This is a genomic window from Rhizobium sp. WYCCWR 11128 (assembly GCF_013416305.1).
Lineage (GTDB): Bacteria > Pseudomonadota > Alphaproteobacteria > Rhizobiales > Rhizobiaceae > Rhizobium > Rhizobium indicum.
In genome coordinates this window covers 490,085-507,655 of the sequence record NZ_JACCEZ010000003.1, presented here as the reverse complement: position 1 = coordinate 507,655, position 17,571 = coordinate 490,085, and the positions used below count along the sequence as shown (strand labels likewise).

The 17,571-nt window shown below is 60.8% G+C and carries 18 protein-coding genes; 15 read left to right on the top strand and 3 right to left on the bottom strand.

The window, feature by feature from the left end; genetic code table 11:
- Nucleotides 1-33 precede the first annotated feature (33 nt).
- The 6 genes from HX898_RS14725 to coaA are packed head-to-tail and all read left to right on the top strand — an operon-like array spanning nucleotide 34 to nucleotide 3,645.
- Nucleotides 34-216, top strand: a complete 183-nt coding sequence (locus tag HX898_RS14725; RefSeq protein WP_029768237.1) for a hypothetical protein — start codon at nucleotides 34-36, stop codon at nucleotides 214-216.
- Nucleotides 213-770, top strand: a complete 558-nt coding sequence (locus tag HX898_RS14720; protein WP_138389315.1) for a hypothetical protein — start codon at nucleotides 213-215, stop codon at nucleotides 768-770. Before HX898_RS14725 ends, HX898_RS14720 begins: the two co-directional genes overlap by 4 nt.
- Nucleotides 771-776: 6 nt before the next feature.
- Entirely contained in the window at nucleotides 777-1,523 is a 747-nt protein-coding gene (gene hisA, locus HX898_RS14715) for a 1-(5-phosphoribosyl)-5-[(5-phosphoribosylamino)methylideneamino]imidazole-4-carboxamide isomerase (RefSeq protein WP_138389316.1), read from the top strand.
- Nucleotides 1,524-2,312 carry an imidazole glycerol phosphate synthase subunit HisF gene (gene hisF, locus HX898_RS14710; protein WP_138389317.1) on the top strand — a complete coding sequence of 263 codons (789 nt, stop codon included), beginning with the start codon at nucleotides 1,524-1,526 and terminating at the stop codon, nucleotides 2,310-2,312.
- Between the two features lie 17 nt (nucleotides 2,313-2,329).
- Nucleotides 2,330-2,653: a phosphoribosyl-ATP diphosphatase gene (locus HX898_RS14705; RefSeq protein WP_017962659.1), complete on the top strand. Its 324-nt coding sequence runs from the start codon at nucleotides 2,330-2,332 to the stop codon at nucleotides 2,651-2,653.
- A complete protein-coding gene (coaA, locus tag HX898_RS14700) occupies nucleotides 2,650-3,645 on the top strand; it encodes a type I pantothenate kinase (protein ID WP_003544165.1) in 996 nt (331 codons plus the stop codon). Before HX898_RS14705 ends, coaA begins: the two co-directional genes overlap by 4 nt.
- A gap of 111 nt (nucleotides 3,646-3,756) precedes the next feature.
- Here the strand turns inward: coaA and HX898_RS14695 are convergent, their stop codons facing one another.
- From HX898_RS14695 to HX898_RS14685, 3 genes are all read right to left on the bottom strand, one after another.
- Nucleotides 3,757-4,374: an alpha-ketoglutarate-dependent dioxygenase AlkB gene (locus tag HX898_RS14695; RefSeq protein ID WP_180194966.1), complete on the bottom strand. Its 618-nt coding sequence runs from the start codon at nucleotides 4,372-4,374 to the stop codon at nucleotides 3,757-3,759.
- A gap of 1 nt (nucleotide 4,375) precedes the next feature.
- The gene (gene arfB, locus HX898_RS14690; RefSeq protein WP_025396530.1) at nucleotides 4,376-4,819 is read right to left on the bottom strand and encodes an alternative ribosome rescue aminoacyl-tRNA hydrolase ArfB; all 444 of its coding nucleotides are present in this window, start codon (nucleotides 4,817-4,819) and stop codon (nucleotides 4,376-4,378) included.
- Between the two features lie 200 nt (nucleotides 4,820-5,019).
- Nucleotides 5,020-6,630 (bottom strand): phosphoenolpyruvate carboxykinase, encoded by a 1,611-nt coding sequence (locus HX898_RS14685; protein ID WP_180194965.1) that lies wholly within the window; start codon nucleotides 6,628-6,630, stop codon nucleotides 5,020-5,022.
- Nucleotides 6,631-6,967: 337 nt separating this feature from the next.
- Here HX898_RS14685 and HX898_RS14680 point away from each other — a divergent pair, with 337 nt between their 5' ends.
- The 9 genes from HX898_RS14680 to HX898_RS14640 all read left to right on the top strand — a co-directional run bounded on the left by HX898_RS14680 (nucleotide 6,968) and on the right by HX898_RS14640 (nucleotide 17,569).
- A complete protein-coding gene (locus HX898_RS14680) occupies nucleotides 6,968-7,702 on the top strand; it encodes a response regulator transcription factor (protein WP_197725694.1) in 735 nt (244 codons plus the stop codon).
- A 185-nt stretch (nucleotides 7,703-7,887) separates the two neighbouring features.
- Nucleotides 7,888-9,678 (top strand): sensor histidine kinase, encoded by a 1,791-nt coding sequence (locus HX898_RS14675; RefSeq protein ID WP_017989882.1) that lies wholly within the window; start codon nucleotides 7,888-7,890, stop codon nucleotides 9,676-9,678.
- Nucleotides 9,675-10,127, top strand: a complete 453-nt coding sequence (locus tag HX898_RS14670) for a serine/threonine protein kinase (RefSeq protein ID WP_138389321.1) — start codon at nucleotides 9,675-9,677, stop codon at nucleotides 10,125-10,127. The genes HX898_RS14675 and HX898_RS14670 overlap by 4 nt, the downstream gene beginning before the upstream one ends.
- A gap of 148 nt (nucleotides 10,128-10,275) precedes the next feature.
- Nucleotides 10,276-10,677, top strand: coding sequence for a PTS sugar transporter subunit IIA (locus tag HX898_RS14665; RefSeq protein WP_003544139.1), 402 nt, complete (start codon nucleotides 10,276-10,278; stop codon nucleotides 10,675-10,677).
- A gap of 9 nt (nucleotides 10,678-10,686) precedes the next feature.
- Nucleotides 10,687-10,962 carry an HPr family phosphocarrier protein gene (locus HX898_RS14660; protein WP_171600312.1) on the top strand — a complete coding sequence of 92 codons (276 nt, stop codon included), beginning with the start codon at nucleotides 10,687-10,689 and terminating at the stop codon, nucleotides 10,960-10,962.
- A 158-nt stretch (nucleotides 10,963-11,120) separates the two neighbouring features.
- Nucleotides 11,121-12,521, top strand: coding sequence for an adenosylhomocysteinase (gene ahcY, locus HX898_RS14655; protein ID WP_180194964.1), 1,401 nt, complete (start codon nucleotides 11,121-11,123; stop codon nucleotides 12,519-12,521).
- A gap of 203 nt (nucleotides 12,522-12,724) precedes the next feature.
- The gene (locus HX898_RS14650; RefSeq protein WP_180194963.1) at nucleotides 12,725-15,310 is read left to right on the top strand and encodes a PAS domain-containing sensor histidine kinase; all 2,586 of its coding nucleotides are present in this window, start codon (nucleotides 12,725-12,727) and stop codon (nucleotides 15,308-15,310) included.
- On the top strand, nucleotides 15,307-16,824 hold the full coding sequence (gene tsaE, locus HX898_RS14645; RefSeq protein WP_180194962.1) for a tRNA (adenosine(37)-N6)-threonylcarbamoyltransferase complex ATPase subunit type 1 TsaE: 1,518 nt from the start codon (nucleotides 15,307-15,309) through the stop codon (nucleotides 16,822-16,824). The genes HX898_RS14650 and tsaE overlap by 4 nt, the downstream gene beginning before the upstream one ends.
- A gap of 13 nt (nucleotides 16,825-16,837) precedes the next feature.
- A complete protein-coding gene (locus HX898_RS14640) occupies nucleotides 16,838-17,569 on the top strand; it encodes a nucleotidyltransferase family protein (RefSeq protein ID WP_138332000.1) in 732 nt (243 codons plus the stop codon).
- Nucleotides 17,570-17,571: the final 2 nt, after the last annotated feature.

The window sequence follows — 17,571 nt, the reverse complement described above, 5'->3', positions numbered from 1 at the left end:
TTGTATGGAAACGGCGGAACAGGAGTGCGCTCGATGCCGGCTTCACGGAAATCAGGCAAGGTGTTCTACACGTTGCGGCCCTCCAGGGAGGGCTTGCCCCCCTTTTCTGATATCAAGCTTCCCGGCGGCACGATCATCCGCCGTGTCGACGAAGCCATCCACAGGAAGGCGCTTTCCAATGCAGCCAAGGCGCTGAAAGAAAGGCTGGACCGATGATCCATGAATCTTTCCCCGCAAACGACGGTTCGAGCCGGCGGCAAAACGGGGTCAGCGCCGGCGATATCGCCGAGGCCGTGCTGGAATTCTATATCGAAGGTGAGGACGATCTGATCGGCCTGCTCGCCTACGCACTCTACGAGCGGCAAAAGCGCGATTTCGTTCTCAGCCATCGCAAGCGAAATGCCGGCCGTTCGCCCGATGAGGCCGAGCTTGCCGCCGTCAACAGCAATTATCTCTCGACCGACCTGCGCAACACGCTGCGCGACCGCGCCTCGCAGATCCTTTCGAGTTATGCCGAAACCTATGTCGAGGCGATGGAGCCGCAGATCCGGCTGACTGCCGTCAACAGCGATGCATTGCGCCAGGTACGAAGCATCGAGAAATCGATCAAGAGGCGCCTGGGCTTCTGGCGACAGGTCCGGGCCGGCTTTGCCGTCACCCTGCTCCTCCTTCTGCTTTTCGGCGCTGCGGCCATTGCCGCTGTCTTTTTCCAATCGGATATCGTAGATGCGTGGAATGCGCTGATGGTACCGACCACTCTACGGATGTAAGACGACATGATCCTTTTTCCCGCGATCGACCTGAAAGGCGGCCAATGCGTCCGCCTGAAGCTCGGCGACATGCAGCAGGCGACGGTCTACAACACCGATCCGGCCGCCCAGGCGAGATCCTTCGAAGATCAGGGTTTCGAATGGCTGCATGTGGTTGATCTCGACGGCGCTTTTGCGGGACATTCGGCCAATGGCGATGCCGTCGAAGCGATCTTGAAGGCAACGGACAATCCCGTGCAACTCGGCGGCGGCATTCGCACCCTCGATCATATCGAGGCCTGGCTGTCGCGCGGGCTGCGGCGCGTCATTCTCGGCACCGTCGCGGTCAGAAATCCGGCGCTGGTCATCGAGGCCTGCCGGAAATTTCCTGATCGTGTCGCCGTCGGCATCGATGCCAAGGGCGGCAAGGTGGCCGTCGAGGGTTGGGCGGAGGCCTCCGAACTCGGTATCATCGAGCTCGCCAGGAAATTCGAGGGCGCCGGCGTCGCCGCGATCATCTACACCGATATCGACCGTGACGGCATTCTGGCCGGCATCAACTGGAGTTCGACGCTGGAACTTGCCGACGCCATTTCCATTCCCGTCATCGCCTCGGGCGGCCTTGCCTCTCTCGACGATATCCGCCGCATGCTGGAGCCCGATGCGCGGAAGCTGGAAGGGGCGATTTCAGGCCGTGCGCTTTATGACGGTCGTATCGATCCCAAGGAAGCGCTGGCGCTGATCAAGGCGGCCCGGGCCAAGGAGACCGCATAAATGACCCTCAAGGCCCGTGTCATTCCCTGCCTCGACGTCAAGGACGGCCGTGTCGTCAAGGGCGTCAACTTCCTCAATCTCGTCGATGCCGGCGATCCCGTCGAAGCCGCGAAGGCCTATGATGCGGCCGGCGCGGACGAACTCTGCTTCCTCGACATCACCGCTTCCTCTGACAATCGCGAGACGATCTTCGATGTCGTGTCTCGCACGGCCGACCAATGCTTCATGCCGCTGACGGTCGGCGGCGGGGTGCGCACCATCGCCGATATCCGCAAGCTGTTGCTGTGCGGTGCCGACAAGGTCTCGATCAATTCGGCAGCCGTCAGCAATCCCGACTTCGTCACTGAGGCAGCCGACAAGTTCGGCGACCAGTGCATCGTTGTTTCGATCGATGCCAAACGCCGGCGCACGCAGGCGGTCGGCGGCGACAATCTCAGCGCCTGGGAAATCTATACCCATGGCGGCCGCAACGCGACCGGCATCGATGCCATCGAATTCGCCCAGAAGATGGTGGCGCGCGGCGCCGGCGAGCTCTTGGTCACCTCGATGGACCGTGACGGCACCAAGGTCGGCTACGATCTGGAACTGACGCGAGCGATCGCCGATGCGGTGCGTGTGCCGGTGATCGCCTCCGGCGGCGTCGGCGATCTCGACGATCTCGTCGCCGGGGTGAAGGAGGGCCATGCCAATGCGGTGCTTGCCGCGTCGATCTTCCACTTCGGCACCTATTCCGTCAGCGAGGCGAAGCACTATATGTCGAAGTGCGGCATCGACATGCGTCTCGACTGAACCTTGAAAGCGGACCTATGAGCGGATTTTCCCTTTCCGATCTCGAAAGCATTGTCGCAGAACGATCGAAAGCTTCGCCGGAGCAATCCTGGACAGCCAAGCTCGTGGCCGCCGGCCAGCCGAAAGCGGCAAAGAAGCTCGGTGAAGAGGCGATCGAAGCCGTGATGGCGGCGGTGACCGGCGACCGCGACAATCTGACCTATGAGGCTGCCGATGTGCTCTATCACCTATTGGTCGTATTGAAGATTGCTGAAATACCGTTAGAGAATGTCATGGCCGAGCTCGAGCGCAGAACCGCGCAGTCCGGCCTCAAGGAAAAGGCCAGCCGGCAGAGTTCATGAGTATCGCGACTGAGATTATCGGGGTGCCGGAAACGTTGGATCACTTCCAGTCGGAATCCTATTCGCCCTACCACTTCTTCTCTTCCGAACAATGGGCGAAATTCCGCGCCGACACGCCGTTGACGCTGACGAGCGACGAGGTCAAACGGCTGCGTTCGATGGGCGATCCAATCGATCTCGACGAGGTCCGGCGCATCTATCTGTCGCTGTCGCGGCTGCTCTCGGCACATGTCGAATCCTCGCAGATGCTGTTTGAACAGCGCAACCGCTTCCTCAGCCTGTCTGATGTGACGAAAACGCCCTTCGTCATCGGCATCGCCGGCTCGGTCGCGGTGGGAAAGTCGACCACCGCCCGTATCCTCAAGGAACTCCTGGGGCGCTGGCCTTCCAGCCCGAAGGTCGATCTCGTCACCACCGACGGTTTCCTCCACCCCAACGCCGTGCTGCAGCGAGAAAAGCTGATGCAGCGCAAGGGCTTTCCGGAAAGCTACGACACGGGTGCAATCCTGCGCTTCCTCTCGGCGATCAAGGCCGGGCGGCCGGATGTGAAGGCGCCCAGCTATTCGCACCTCGTCTACGACGTGCTGCCGGACGAATACAAGATCGTCGACCGGCCGGACATCCTGATCTTCGAGGGCATCAATGTGCTGCAATCGCGCGACCTGCCTGCCGGCGGCAAGATCGTGCCGATGGTCTCCGACTTCTTCGACTTCTCGATCTATATCGATGCCGCCGAAGACGAGATCCACAACTGGTATGTCACGCGCTTCATGCGGCTACGCGAGACCGCCTTCCGCGATCCGAATTCCTATTTCCATCGCTATGCCTCGATCAGCGACGCGGAAGCGCTCGAAATCGCCGAGGATCTTTGGGCAAACATCAACCTGAAGAACCTGCGGCAGAACATTCTGCCGACGCGTCCACGCGCCGATCTCATCCTGAAAAAGGGCAAGGATCACCTGATCGAACAGGTCGCGCTGCGAAAACTATAGCAGCGGTCGTTAGAGCCTTTCCGTTTTTCTCCGAATCACGGAAACGCTCTATCGCTTTGTTTTTACGCAATTCCGGACGCAAAACCGCTGCGCACTTTTGCTGGAATTGCTCTAGTCGGTGGGATTGACGCGGCGAAGCGTCAGATTGATGCGGCCACCATTCTTCAGCAGCGTCGACGTCGCCGGATGGATGCGGTCGACGCCGTGGAAACACAGCCTCCCCTCGCCGCCCAGCACCACCAGATCACCGCTCGAAAGCTTGAAAGATAGCGTGCGATCATTGCGGCTGAGGCCGCCGACGCGAAAGAGGCAGCTGTTGCCGAGCGAGATCGAGACGACCGGGGCTTTGAGATCCTGTTCGTCCTTGTCCTGATGCAAGCCCATGCGCGCTTCGTCGGAGTAGAAATTGACGAGGCAGGCTTCCGGCGGCTTGTCGTAACCCGAAACGTCATTCCAGATATCGAGCAATTGCTGCGGCATATCAGGCCAAGGTCTGCCGGTTGCCGGGTGCGTGGGCTGGTAGCGATAGCCGCGCTCTTTGTCCGTCACCCAGCCAAGCGGCCCGCAATTGGTCATGCGCACGGACATCGGCTTGCCGGTGCCGGGCATGGCGGGCACATAAAGCGGCGCTTCGGCGACGACGATACGGATCACCTCGACCAATGCCTCCTGACGCGCTCGGTCGAGGTAACTGGGGAGATGGCGGATGCCGCTCAAGAGCTCCGGCATGTCACTCACCGCTGCCGCCGCCGGGGCGGCCGCGCATTTTCTTAACTTCCGAGCGACCGGATTTTTCCTTCAGGCGGCGTTCGACCGAACCCTTGGTCGGCCTGGTCTTCTTGCGCGGCGGCGGTGGCGGCTTGGCGGCCTCGAGAATCAGTTCCTTCAACCGGTCGCGCGCATCCTCGCGGTTGCGGTCCTGGCTGCGAAACCGGCTCGCCTCGATCATCAGCACGCCCTCCTTCGACAACCGCCGGCCGGCGAGCTTGATCGCATTGGTTTTGACACGATCGTTCAGGGACGGCGAATTCGCGATGTTGAAGAACAGCTGGACCGCGGTCGAGACCTTGTTGACATTCTGCCCACCGGGACCGCCCGCCAGAACGAACTGTTCCGTCAGCTCCCATCCCGCGATGGTGATCCTGTCATCGATATAAAGCGCGTCGCTGGCCATGCGGCGTTCTATCTCACATCAATGGCGAATTGAAAATATCGGCCGTCATCAAGAAAAACCCGGCAATCCTGCGATGCCGGGTTTCAGGTGAGTCAGCGGCTAGAACATTCCGATTTTCTTCACTGAATGCTCTAGCTCTTTGTCTAACGCAATTCCGGACGCAAAACCGCTGCGCACTTTTGCTGGAATTGCTCTGAGCCTTATTCGGCAGCGACCTTCACGCCGGGGGCGGCATCGCGGACGCCGCCGTCGACATGATTTTCGAACTTGGCGAAGTTCGCGATGAACATTGAGACCAGCTTTTCGGCCTGCGCGTCATAGGCTGCCTTGTCGGCCCAGGTCGAGCGCGGATCGAGAATGCTGCTGTCGACGCCGTCGACGGAGACCGGCACGGCGAAGCCGAAGTTGGTGTCAGCACGGAATTCGGCCTGTCCGAGTTCGCCGGTCAGGGCGGCAGCGAGAAGCGCACGCGTCGCCTTGATCGGCATGCGCTTGCCGGTGCCATAGGCGCCGCCGGTCCAGCCGGTATTGACAAGCCAGCATTGGACGCCATGGCGGCCGATCAGCTCCTTGAGCAGATTGCCGTATTCGGCCGGATGCCGCGGCATGAAAGGAGCGCCGAAGCAGGTGGAGAAGGTCGCTTCCGGCTCGACGACACCCTTCTCGGTGCCGGCCACCTTGGCGGTGTAGCCGGAGAGGAAGTGATACATCGCCTGATCAGGCGTCAATCGGGCGATCGGCGGCATGACGCCAAAGGCATCGGCGGTCAGCATGATGATTGTCTTCGGATGCCCGGCACGGCCCGTTTCCGAAGCGTTCGGGATGAAGTCCATCGGATAGGCGCAACGGGTGTTTTCGGTCAGCGACCCGTCGTCGAAATCCGGCTCGCGGCTTTCGTTCAGCACGACGTTTTCCAACACGGTGCCGAAACGCTGCGTCGTCGCGTAGATTTCCGGCTCGGCTTCGGCCGAAAGGCGGATGGTCTTGGCGTAGCAGCCGCCTTCGAAGTTGAAGATGCCGTTCTCGCTCCAGCCGTGTTCGTCATCACCGATCAGCGTCCGGGCCGGATCGGCCGAAAGCGTCGTCTTGCCGGTGCCGGAAAGGCCGAAGAAGACCGCCGCGTCACCGTCCGGGCCGACATTGGCCGAGCAGTGCATCGGCATCACGCCCTTGGCCGGCAGCAGGTAGTTGAGCACGGTGAAGACCGATTTCTTCATTTCGCCGGCATAGGAGGTGCCGCCGATGAGGACGAGACCGTTGGTGAGATCGCAGGCGATCACCGTTTCCGAACGGCAGCCGTGGCGGGCCGGATCGGCCTTGAAGCTCGGCAGATCGATGATCGTCAGCTTCGGCACGAAGCTGGACAGCGCTGCAGTGTCGGGGCGGATCAGCAGATTGCGGATGAACAGTGAATGCCAGGCGAATTCGGTCACGACGCGGGTCGGCAGAGCATGACCTTCCTCGGCGCCACCGACGAGATCCTGGACGAAAAGCTCCTTGCCCGCGGCATGCGCCAGCATATCGTCGCGCAGAACGGCGAAATGCTCCGGCGAGATCGGCTTGTTGTTGTCCCACCAGATTTCGCCATCGGTATTGATGTCGCGAACGACGAACTTGTCGCGCGGCGAACGGCCCGTGTGCTGGCCGGTGATAGCCCGCAATGCGCCTTGAGCGGTCAGTTCGGCTTCGCCCCGGCGGATCGCTTCTTCATAGAGCGCGGCGGCGGAAAAGTTGTAGCGAACGCTGGCTGCGCCGCCCAATCCAACCGTTGCCAGCTCTATTGCCGGGTTATGAACTCCGAACATTTCCATGGCTAGTTCCCTTCACTCAGGCTCGTTGCCGTTAAAACTAACCGCGAAAATACGGGCAGAAATTTTAAAACACAAGATGGAAAACTTGAGAAAATGCAGTGATATCAAACAATTAATCGATTTAAATTTATCGTCTTAATTTTAAATCGTTTGAATAGATCGCGTTTAAACATTTCGACGCGCTACCTAAGATTGCCGGCGAATTTTACGACAATCTTCCCCTTTATCTTTGCCACAATTTGTTCCACCTTTATCCTCCATAAGCGCATCCGGTCACTGAGACCGCCTGGGGAGAGCAAATCCGGGAGATTGCGCACTGATGACGGAGACCAACACCATGCCGACAATCGCGCTCGTTGATGACGACCGCAACATCCTCACCTCGGTGTCGATCGCACTGGAGGCCGAAGGATATAAGGTCGAGACGTATACGGACGGTGCTTCGGCGCTCGACGGCCTGCTGGCGCGACCGCCGCAGCTGGCGATCTTCGACATCAAGATGCCGCGCATGGACGGCATGGAACTGCTGCGCCGCCTGCGGCAGAAGTCGGATATTCCGGTCATCTTCCTCACCTCCAAGGATGAGGAGATCGATGAACTCTTCGGCCTGAAGATGGGTGCCGATGATTTCATCACCAAACCTTTTTCGCAGCGTCTGCTGGTGGAGCGCGTACGCGCCGTCCTGCGCCGCGCGTCAAGCCGCGAAGCCGCTGCTGCCGGCACCAGCCCCACCGGCGCACCGAAGACCGGCGCGGTGCAGCAGGCCCGCTCGCTGGAGCGCGGGCAGCTGGTCATGGACCAGGAACGCCACACCTGCACCTGGAAGGGTGAGGCAGTGACGCTGACGGTGACCGAATTCCTGATCCTGCATTCGCTGGCGCAGCGCCCCGGCGTCGTCAAAAGCCGCGACGCGCTGATGGACGCAGCCTATGACGAACAGGTCTATGTCGACGACCGGACCATCGACAGCCACATCAAGCGGCTGCGCAAGAAATTCAAGATGGTCGACAACGACTTTGATATGATTGAAACACTCTACGGAGTGGGATACCGCTTCCGCGAAGCAGCCTGAGCCCCGAGCGGCGCAGCGCGCTCCTGCATAATTTCCTAAATCGGCATCGATTTAAGGATTTAATTATGCAGCAGTTCAAAATGTCACAGCGTCCTTTGCGCGTCTGAAAAGACGCGCGGCGCTGTCGGAAATGTTGAGGGCTGCGGGCCGGCCCATCCGGCCCCGCCCTTCGAAAGGGCCTGTCATTGGCACAGTTGGTGCAGGAAAGGGATCTGGACGATGCGGAGGGCGTGAGCACCCGTCGCGTCCGAGGCCGCCGTTGGTCGCATCCCTTCACCCTGATCCGCCGGATCTTCGGCAATGCCGTCTTTTCGAGCCTGACACGGCGCATCCTGTTCTTCAATCTCGTCGCGCTGGTGGTGCTCGTCGGCGGCATTCTCTACCTTAACCAGTTCCGCGAAGGATTGATCGACGCTCGCGCCGAAAGCCTGTTGACGCAGGGCGAAATCATCGCCGGCGCCGTTTCGGCCTCCGCGTCGGTCGATACGAACTCGATCACCATCGATCCGCAGAAGCTGCTCGAGCTGCAGGCCGGCCAGAGCATCACCCCGGTGCCGAACGACGAGGACCTTGAATTCCCGATCGATCCCGAAAAGGTCGCGCCGGTCCTGCGCCGGCTGATCTCTCCGACACGCACACGCGCCCGCATCTTCGATGCCGATGCCAACCTGCTGCTCGATTCGCGCCATCTCTATTCGCGCGGCCAAGTGCTGCGCTTCGACCTGCCGCCGGTGGAGGAAGAGAAACAGACCTGGAGCGAGTGGTTCGCCACCCTCTTCAACAAGGCGCTGCAGCCCGGCAATCTGCCGCTCTATAAGGAAGCGCCGGGCGGCGACGGCTCGATCTATCCCGAAGTGATGAACGCGCTCACCGGCGTGCGCGGCGCAGTCGTGCGCACCACCGAAAAAGGTGAACTCATCGTTTCCGTCGCCGTGCCGATCCAGCGCTTCCGCGCCGTGCTCGGCGTGCTGTTGTTGTCGACACAGGCGGGCGACATCGACAATATCGTCCATGCTGAACGGCTTGCTATCATGCGCGTCTTCGGCGTGGCGACACTCGTCAACGTGCTGCTTTCACTGGTGCTGTCATCGACCATCGCCAATCCACTGCGCCGTCTTTCGGCAGCTGCCATCCGCGTCCGCCGCGGCGCCAAGACGCGCGAAGAGATCCCCGACTTCTCTGCCCGCCAGGATGAAATCGGCAACCTTTCCATCGCATTGCGCGAGATGACGACGGCGCTCTACGACCGCATCGATTCGATCGAGAGTTTCGCGGCCGATGTCAGCCATGAGCTCAAGAACCCGCTGACCTCGCTGCGCAGCGCCGTCGAAACGCTGCCGCTTGCCCGATCCGACGATTCCAAGAAGCGGCTGATGGACGTCATCCAGCACGATGTCCGCCGCCTCGACCGGCTGATCAGCGATATCTCCGACGCCTCCCGTCTCGACGCCGAACTCGCACGCGTCGATGCCGGCTCCGTCGACATGGAGGTGCTGCTGCGCGACCTGATCGAGGTTTCGCGCCAGGTTAGGAGCACCAAGAAGCAGGTGGAAATCGAATATGCGATCGAACGCAAGCCGAACGTCAAGACGCGCTTCGTCGTCAACGGCCACGATCTACGCATCGGCCAGATCATCGCCAACCTGATCGAGAATGCCCGCTCTTTCGTGCCGGAAAAGGGCGGCAAGATTACCGTGCGGCTGGTGCGGACACGCTCGCGCTGCGTCACCACCATCGAAGACAACGGCCCCGGCATCCAGGCGGAAAATATCGACCGCATCTTCGAGCGCTTCTATACGGACCGGCCGGAGGCGGAAGGCTTCGGCCAGAATTCGGGGCTCGGCCTTTCGATCAGCCGGCAGATCGCCGAAGCGCATGGCGGTTCGCTGAGAGCCGAAAACATCACCGATGCCGAGAGCGGGCATATACTCGGCGCGCGGTTCATCCTCTCTTTGCCAATCGGCGCCGCAGCATGACCGAGGCAGGTTTCAACGTCCATGCGACGGCGATCGTCGTCGGCAAGACGGGGCTGCTATTCAGCGGTCCCTCCGGCTGGGGAAAATCGATGCTGGCCTTCACCTGCATGACCGAGGCGCGCCGGCTCGGGCTTTTCACGGCGCTGGTCGCCGACGACCAGGTGCTTCTCTCCGGAGAGGCCGGCGCGGTGATCGCTACATGCCCGCCGTCGATCGCCGGGCTGATGGAGCTTCGCGGCACCGGCATCGTTCGGCAGGACCATATTCCGCGGGCGACCATGCATTATGCCGTGCTTCCTGGCAGCGCCTCCGGTGAAAACCGGGTGCCTCCAGAAGGCGAAACCGTAGGCCTTGCCGCCGGTTTTTCGCTTCCCGCATTGCGGTTGCTCACAGGCGTCTCTTCACCCCTTGCGATCCTGATGGCAAAAGTGCCTGGCATCGGGCACTGAGGCCTTCCGGATTGGTCAATCTGCCTTATATATTCGCATTTTTATCTTGCACTTCGGCTTTTCATAGCCAAGATGTGCCCCCACCGGTGGACGTAATTGCTGCATTGCGATATTGGGGCCACCGTTTGTATATGGGAGCAGTAATATCATGATCGGACTTGTGCTTGTCACTCATGGCAAGCTGGCTGAAGAGTTTCGTCATGCTGTCGAGCACGTCGTCGGTCCTCAGAAATTCATCGAGACGGTCTGTATTGGCCCCGAAGACGACATGGACCAGAGACGGCAGGACATTCTGGAAGCCGTTTCCGGTGCCGATGATGGCCATGGCGTCGTCATCCTGACCGACATGTTCGGCGGCACGCCGTCCAATCTCGCCATATCAGTCATGAGCAGCGGCCATACCGAGGTCATTGCCGGCGTCAACCTGCCGATGTTGATCAAACTTGCCGGGGTGCGCGGCGAGAACAACATGGAGAAGGCGCTGGTCGAGGCTTCCGAAGCCGGGCGGAAATATATCAATGTCGCGAGCCGTGTGCTCAGCGGAAAATAACGGGCATTCATGACATCGCTCTCCCGGGAACTCCTCATCATCAACAAGCGCGGTCTTCATGCGCGCGCTTCCGCCAAATTCGTGCAGATGGTCGAGACCTTCGATGCCGCCATCACCGTTTCCAAGGATGGAATGACGGTCGGCGGAACCTCCATCATGGGCCTGATGATGCTTGCGGCAAGTCCCGGCTCAAGCGTCGTCGTTTCGGCGAGCGGCAGCCAGGCCGAGGAAGCGCTGGAGGCCCTGGACAAGCTGATCCAGAACAGGTTCGGCGAGGAGATGTGAGCTCCGATCGAGTTCATATAAACATATAAAGACTTCTTTATATCCTTATTGCTATCACCGGCGAAGCCTGCTAAACGGCGGACATGCCGTGCGCTTGCACGCGGGTCATTTTTCGCGCCTGCGCCAATTTTGAGACGTTTTTCAGCCTGGAGGCCTCTATGAGCACTGAAAAAGATTATGTCGTCGCCGATATCGGGCTTGCGGATTTCGGCCGCAAGGAAATTACGATCGCCGAAACCGAAATGCCGGGGCTGATGTCCTGCCGCACCGAATTCGGCCAGACAAAGCCGCTGAAGGGCGCGCGCATCACCGGCTCGCTGCACATGACTATCCAGACGGCTGTGCTCATCGAGACGCTGGTCGCGCTCGGTGCCGAAGTCCGCTGGGCCTCGTGCAACATCTTCTCGACGCAGGATCATGCCGCTGCCGCGATCGCCGCTTCCGGCGTGCCTGTCTTCGCCATCAAGGGCGAATCGCTCGAGGATTACTGGGTCTATACCGACAAGATCTTCCAGTGGGCCGATGGCGGCCTTTCCAACATGATCCTCGATGACGGCGGCGACGCCACCATGTACATCCTGCTTGGTGCCCGCGCAGAAGCCGGCGAGGACGTGCTGTCTCACCCGCATTCCGAAGAAGAGGAAATCCTCTTCGCACAGATCAAGAAGCGTCTTGCCGCTTCGCCTGGCTGGTTCACCAAGCAGCGCGACGCGATCAAGGGCGTCACTGAGGAAACGACGACCGGCGTCAACCGCCTTTACCAGCTCAGCCAGAAGGGCCTGCTGCCCTTCCCGGCGATCAACGTCAACGACTCGGTCACCAAGTCGAAGTTCGACAACAAGTATGGCTGCAAGGAATCGCTGGTCGACGGCATCCGTCGCGGCACCGACGTCATGATGGCCGGCAAGGTTGCCCTCGTCTGCGGTTACGGCGACGTCGGCAAGGGTTCTGCCGCTTCGCTCTCCGGCGCCGGCGCCCGCGTCAAGGTGACCGAAGCCGATCCGATCTGCGCATTGCAGGCTGCGATGGACGGTTATGAAGTCGTTCTGCTCGAGGACGTCGTTTCCTCGGCCGACATCTTCATCACCACCACCGGCAACAAGGACGTCATCCGCATCGACCATATGCGGGCGATGAAGGATATGGCGATTGTCGGCAATATCGGTCACTTCGACAACGAAATCGAAGTCGCCGCATTGCGCAATCTCAAGTGGACCAACGTCAAGCCGCAGGTCGACCTGATCGAATTCCCCAAGGGCAATCGCATCATCCTTCTGTCCGAAGGCCGCCTGCTCAACCTCGGCAACGCCACCGGCCATCCGTCCTTCGTGATGTCGGCTTCGTTCACCAACCAGACGCTGGCGCAGATCGAGCTCTTCACCAAGCCCGACCAGTATTCCAACCAGGTCTATATCCTGCCGAAGCATCTCGATGAAAAGGTCGCACGCCTGCATCTCGACAAGCTCGGCGTGAAGCTGACTGAGCTTTCTGAGGAACAGGCTGCCTATATCGGCGTCTCGCCGAAGGGGCCATTCAAGTCCGACCACTACAGATATTGATCTGATCGTTAATATCCACAAGATGTAGAAGCCGCGGCATTGACAAATGCCGCGGCTTATTTTTTGGACGCTCCCTTCCCGCAGATTCCCTTCCGAAGTATTGTTTTAAGACTTGATTCGTGGCGCCGGACCCTGTCCGACCGTTGCGAAAATGGGATGTCTTGTCGTAATGCGGCACATTGAAGGACGGAGACATACCGCGGATGTCGGAAATGAAAAGCAGCCTGCCCGGTCAGGCGGATGATGGCGCTCGCGCCGATCGCCGCCCGCTCATGGCAGGCCAAGGATATAAATCTGCAACGGCACACGAGGCCGCAAAGCAAGAGCACGGACCATTGGCGCGCTTCCTGAAAAGCTGCGCGGCCGGCACGGCGCTTGCCGCCCTGGCGCGGCCGGCTCTGGCACAGGCGGAGCAGCAGGCGGCGGCCTCGGCTCACCTCTTCACATCCTCGCAGGTGATCGGTGTTTCCGTCGTCATCGGCGTCATATCGGCAGCATTGCTGTCAACGCTGTGGCTCGTGCGCCAGCGCGGCAACCTGGAAAACGAGAGCCGGGAAATCCGCTCGGCGCTCTCCGATGCCCAGCAGCGCATTTCGCAATACCAGGCTCTGATCGCCGACAAGAACCGGCGGATCGTCATCTGGGACGGCAATGCGCGTCCCGAACTGCTCGGCCAGCTTCCGCCCGAGACCGGCGCACCACAGGACGGCGAATTCCTGGCCTTCGGCCTATGGCTGAAGTCACGTTCGGCTTCCGAGCTGGAAAAGGCGATCGACCGGCTGCGCGACGAGGCGCAGAGCTTCGACATGGTGGTCGAAACCATCCGCGACGAAATCCTCGAGGCGCAGGGCCGGGTTTCCGGCGGGCGGGCCTTCGTCCGTTTCGTGGCGCTCAACAATCTGCGTGCCGAGCTCGCAGAGCTCAGGATCGAGCGCGACCGGCTGATGACCTCGATCTCGGCCTTCCAGACCATGCTCGACGCGATCGACATGCCGGCCTGGCAGCGCGATCCGGTGGGCCGCCTCACCTGGGTCAACCAGGCTTATGGCGAGGCGGTCGAAGCGCGATCGCCGCAGCAGGCGATCAATGAAGGCCGCGAGATGCTGACGACCGTGGCGCGCGAACGCATTCGCGCCACGACGACGCCGGAATCGCCCTTCCACGACAAGATCTCGACGGTCGTGCACGGCAACCGCACATTCTTCGACGTCGTCGACGTCAGGGTTCCCGGCGGCTCGGCCGGCATCGCGATCGATGTGTCCGACATAGAGGCCGTGCGCGCCGAGCTGGAACGGACGCTGAAGAGCCATGCCGAAACGCTCGACCATCTCGCCACGCCTGTTGCCATCTTCGACGGCGAGCGCCGGCTGCAATTCTACAACCAGGCCTTCGTCGCGCTCTGGGAGCTGGATATCGCCTTCCTCGAGGGCCGGCCCGACAATAGCGAGCTGCTCGAGCGGCTGCGGGCGGCCAAGAAACTGCCGGACCAGCTTAATTGGAAAAGCTGGAAGGAAGCCGCACTTTCGGTCTATCGCGCGCTCGACACGCAAACCGATCTCTGGCATCTGCCGAACGGGCAGACGTTACGGGTCTTTGCGACCGCCCATCCGCAGGGCGGCGCCACCTGGGTGTTCGAAAACCTGACCGAGCAGGTCGATCTCGAAACGCGCTACAACACGCTGGTCAAGGTGCAGGGCGAAACGATCGACCACCTTTCCGAGGGTGTGGCGGTGTTCGGTCCTGATGGACGCATCCGCCTTTCCAACCCGGCCTTCCGCGCGCTCTGGGGGATCACCGAAACCGAAGCCAAGCCCGGCACCCATATCCGTGCGCTGGGCGAGGCCTGCGCCCCGTCCTATGATCGGCCGGACGGCTGGAAGACCTTCGCGGAACTGATCACCAGCTTCGACGACGAACGCCGCTCAGGACAGGGAACGCTGGAACTCTTCTCCGGCCTCGTGCTCGACTATGCCGTCATCCCGCTACCGAACGCGCAGACCATGCTGACCTTCGTCAACATGACGGACAGCGTGCGTGCCGAGCGCGCGCTGACCGAGAAGAACGAAGCGTTGCGCAAGGCCGACGAGCTGAAAAACGATTTCGTCCAGCACGTTTCCTATGAACTGCGCTCGCCATTGACCAACATCATCGGCTTCACCGATCTCCTGCGCACGCCGGGCGTCGGGCCGCTTACCGAACGGCAGGCCGAATATATCGACCACATCTCGACCTCGTCCTCGGTTCTCTTGACGCTCGTCAACGATATTCTCGACCTTGCGACCGTCGATGCCGGCATCATGCGCCTCAATTATGCGGATATCGATCTCAACGATCTGCTCGACGACGTCTCGATGCAGATTGCCGATCGCCTCCACGAAAGCGGCGTCGCGCTTGAAATCACCGCACCCGCCTATCTCGGCTCGATCGTTGCCGATCCGCAGCGGCTGAAGCAGATCCTTCTGAAGCTTCTGTCCAATGCGGCGAATTTCTCGCCCGAAGGCACCTCAATCTCGCTGGAATGCCATCGCGAAGGCACGGATTTCGTCTTCGCCGTCAGCGATCGCGGCCCCGGCATCTCACCTGATATGATCGCGACCGTCTTCGACCGTTTTGCCACGGGGGCAAAAAGCGGCAAACGCGGCGGCGCCGGCCTCGGCCTCTCGATCGTCGACAGCTTCGTCAGTCTGCATCATGGCGATGTGACGATCGACAGCGAGCCGGGCAAGGGCACGACCGTCGTCTGCCGTATCCCCTCGGTCGATGTCCCGCATTCCGCCGCCGCCGAATGACGACCAGCGATACGATCTCGCTTTTCCTGAAAGACGAGGCGGCTACCATCCGCCTCGGCGAGGACCTGGCGCTGGCCCTGAAAGCCGGCGATTGCCTTGCCCTTTCCGGCGATCTCGGCGCGGGGAAATCCTCGCTCGCCCGCGCGATCCTGCGCGCCATCGCCGATGACGAGGGGCTCGAGGTCCCGAGCCCGACCTTCACGCTGGTACAATCCTACGATCTGCGCATCGCCGTTTCGCATTTCGATCTCTACCGGCTCGGCGATGCCGCCGAACTGACAGAGCTTGGCTTCGACGAGGCCCTGCAGAACGGTATCTGTCTCGTCGAATGGCCTGAGATGGCGGAGAGCGAACTGCCCGCGGAGCGCATCGCGCTGACACTTGAACATGAGGTCAATGGCCGTCGGGCGACAATCAGAGCCGCGGGCGCGCAAAATACACGCATCCGCCGTGTCCTGGCGATCCGCGATTTCCTTGACGGTGCAGGTTATCCCGAAGCGAGACGCCGCTTCCTGACCGGCGACGCCTCGCTGCGCGCCTATGAGGCGATCTATCCGCAAGCCGGGAACCAACGCATCATCCTGATGGACTGGCCGCCGCTTGCTGAAGGCCCGCCGGTTCTCGACGGCAAACCCTATCCCAAAGTCGCGCATCTTGCCGAAAACGCTTATCCCTTCGTGGCGATCGCCGATACGCTGCGCAAGGATGGTTTTGCGGCGCCCGAAGTCTACAAGGTGGATTATAACAAGGGTATCCTGCTGATCGAAGATCTCGGCAGCGAAGGCGTGCTGGATATCCACGGACAGCCGGTTATAGAACGCTATCGCGAAAGCGTCGCCTGCCTGGCCAAGCTGCACGCCCTGAAATTTCCGCAGGACATCCCCGTTGGAAAGGGCCATATCCACCATATTCCTGATTTCGACCGCACGGCGATGAAGATGGAGGTGCGGTTGGTGCTCGACTGGCACCTGCCCTGGAAGCGCCAGGGCGCACCCGCAACGGAAGCCGAACGGGCGGAATATCTGGCGATCTGGGATGCACTCATCGACGAGCTCGCAACGGCCGAGAAGAGCCTGCTGCTGCGCGACTTCCATTCGCCGAACATCATCTGGCGCGAACATGAAAGCGGTATTCGCAAGATCGGCCTGATCGACTTCCAGGACGCGATGATCGGCCCGACGGCTTATGACCTTGCGTCGATCGTCCAGGATGCGCGCGTAACGATCGAGCCGGACCTCTTCCGGCAGCTGATGGATGATTATCTGACGCTTCGCCGCGCGGAGCGCGGTTTCGACGAAGCCGGATTTATGAAGGCCTGGGCGATCATGGCGGCGCAGCGCAATTGCAAGCTTGCCGGTCTTTGGGTGCGCCTGTTGCAGCGCGACGGCAAGCCAGGCTATCTGAAACACATGCCGCGCACGCTTTCCTATCTGAACGTCGCGCTCGAGCATGAAACGCTTGCCCCCTTGCGCGATTGGTGCGCAAGGGCTGGAATAGGCCAGAGCGAATCATAAGTTTCGGATCAGAATGACCATCAGACAAGCCATGGTACTGGCCGCGGGTCTCGGAACCCGCATGCGCCCGATCACCGACAAGATCCCGAAGCCGCTGGTGAAGATCGACGGCAAGCCGATGATCGACTACGCGCTGGATTCGCTGGTGGCGGCCGGCGTCGAACGCGCCGTCGTCAACGTTCACCATCACGCCAACCAGATGCTCGACCATCTCGGGAATTATCGCGGCCTCGACATCGTCATATCGGACGAGCGGGACGCACTGATGAATTCCGGCGGCGGCCTGGCGAAGGGGCTGAGGCTGCTTAACCGCGACAATATCTTCGTCATGAATGCCGATCTCTTCTGGATCGGCGAACAGCCGGGGCGGCCGACGAACCTGGAACGCTTAGCCGGATTCTTCGATGCCAAACGCATGGATATGGCGCTGCTTTGCGTCGGGATCGAGGATACGACGGGTCACAATGGCAAGAACGACTTCAGTCTTGCGGCCGATGGCCGGCTGACGCGTTATCGCGACGATCCGTCCAATCCCGTCGTCTATGCCGGCGCGATCGCCATGAACCCGTCGCTGTTCGACGATGCGCCGAAGGATGCCTTCAACCTCAATATCTATTTCGACAAGGCGATCGCGCGTGGACGGCTTTTCGGCATGGTGCTCGAAGGCCATTGGCTGACGGTCGGCACGCCGGAGGCAATCGGCGAGGCGGAGGAAACGATCCGGCGATTGCGGACGTTTGCTTAAGC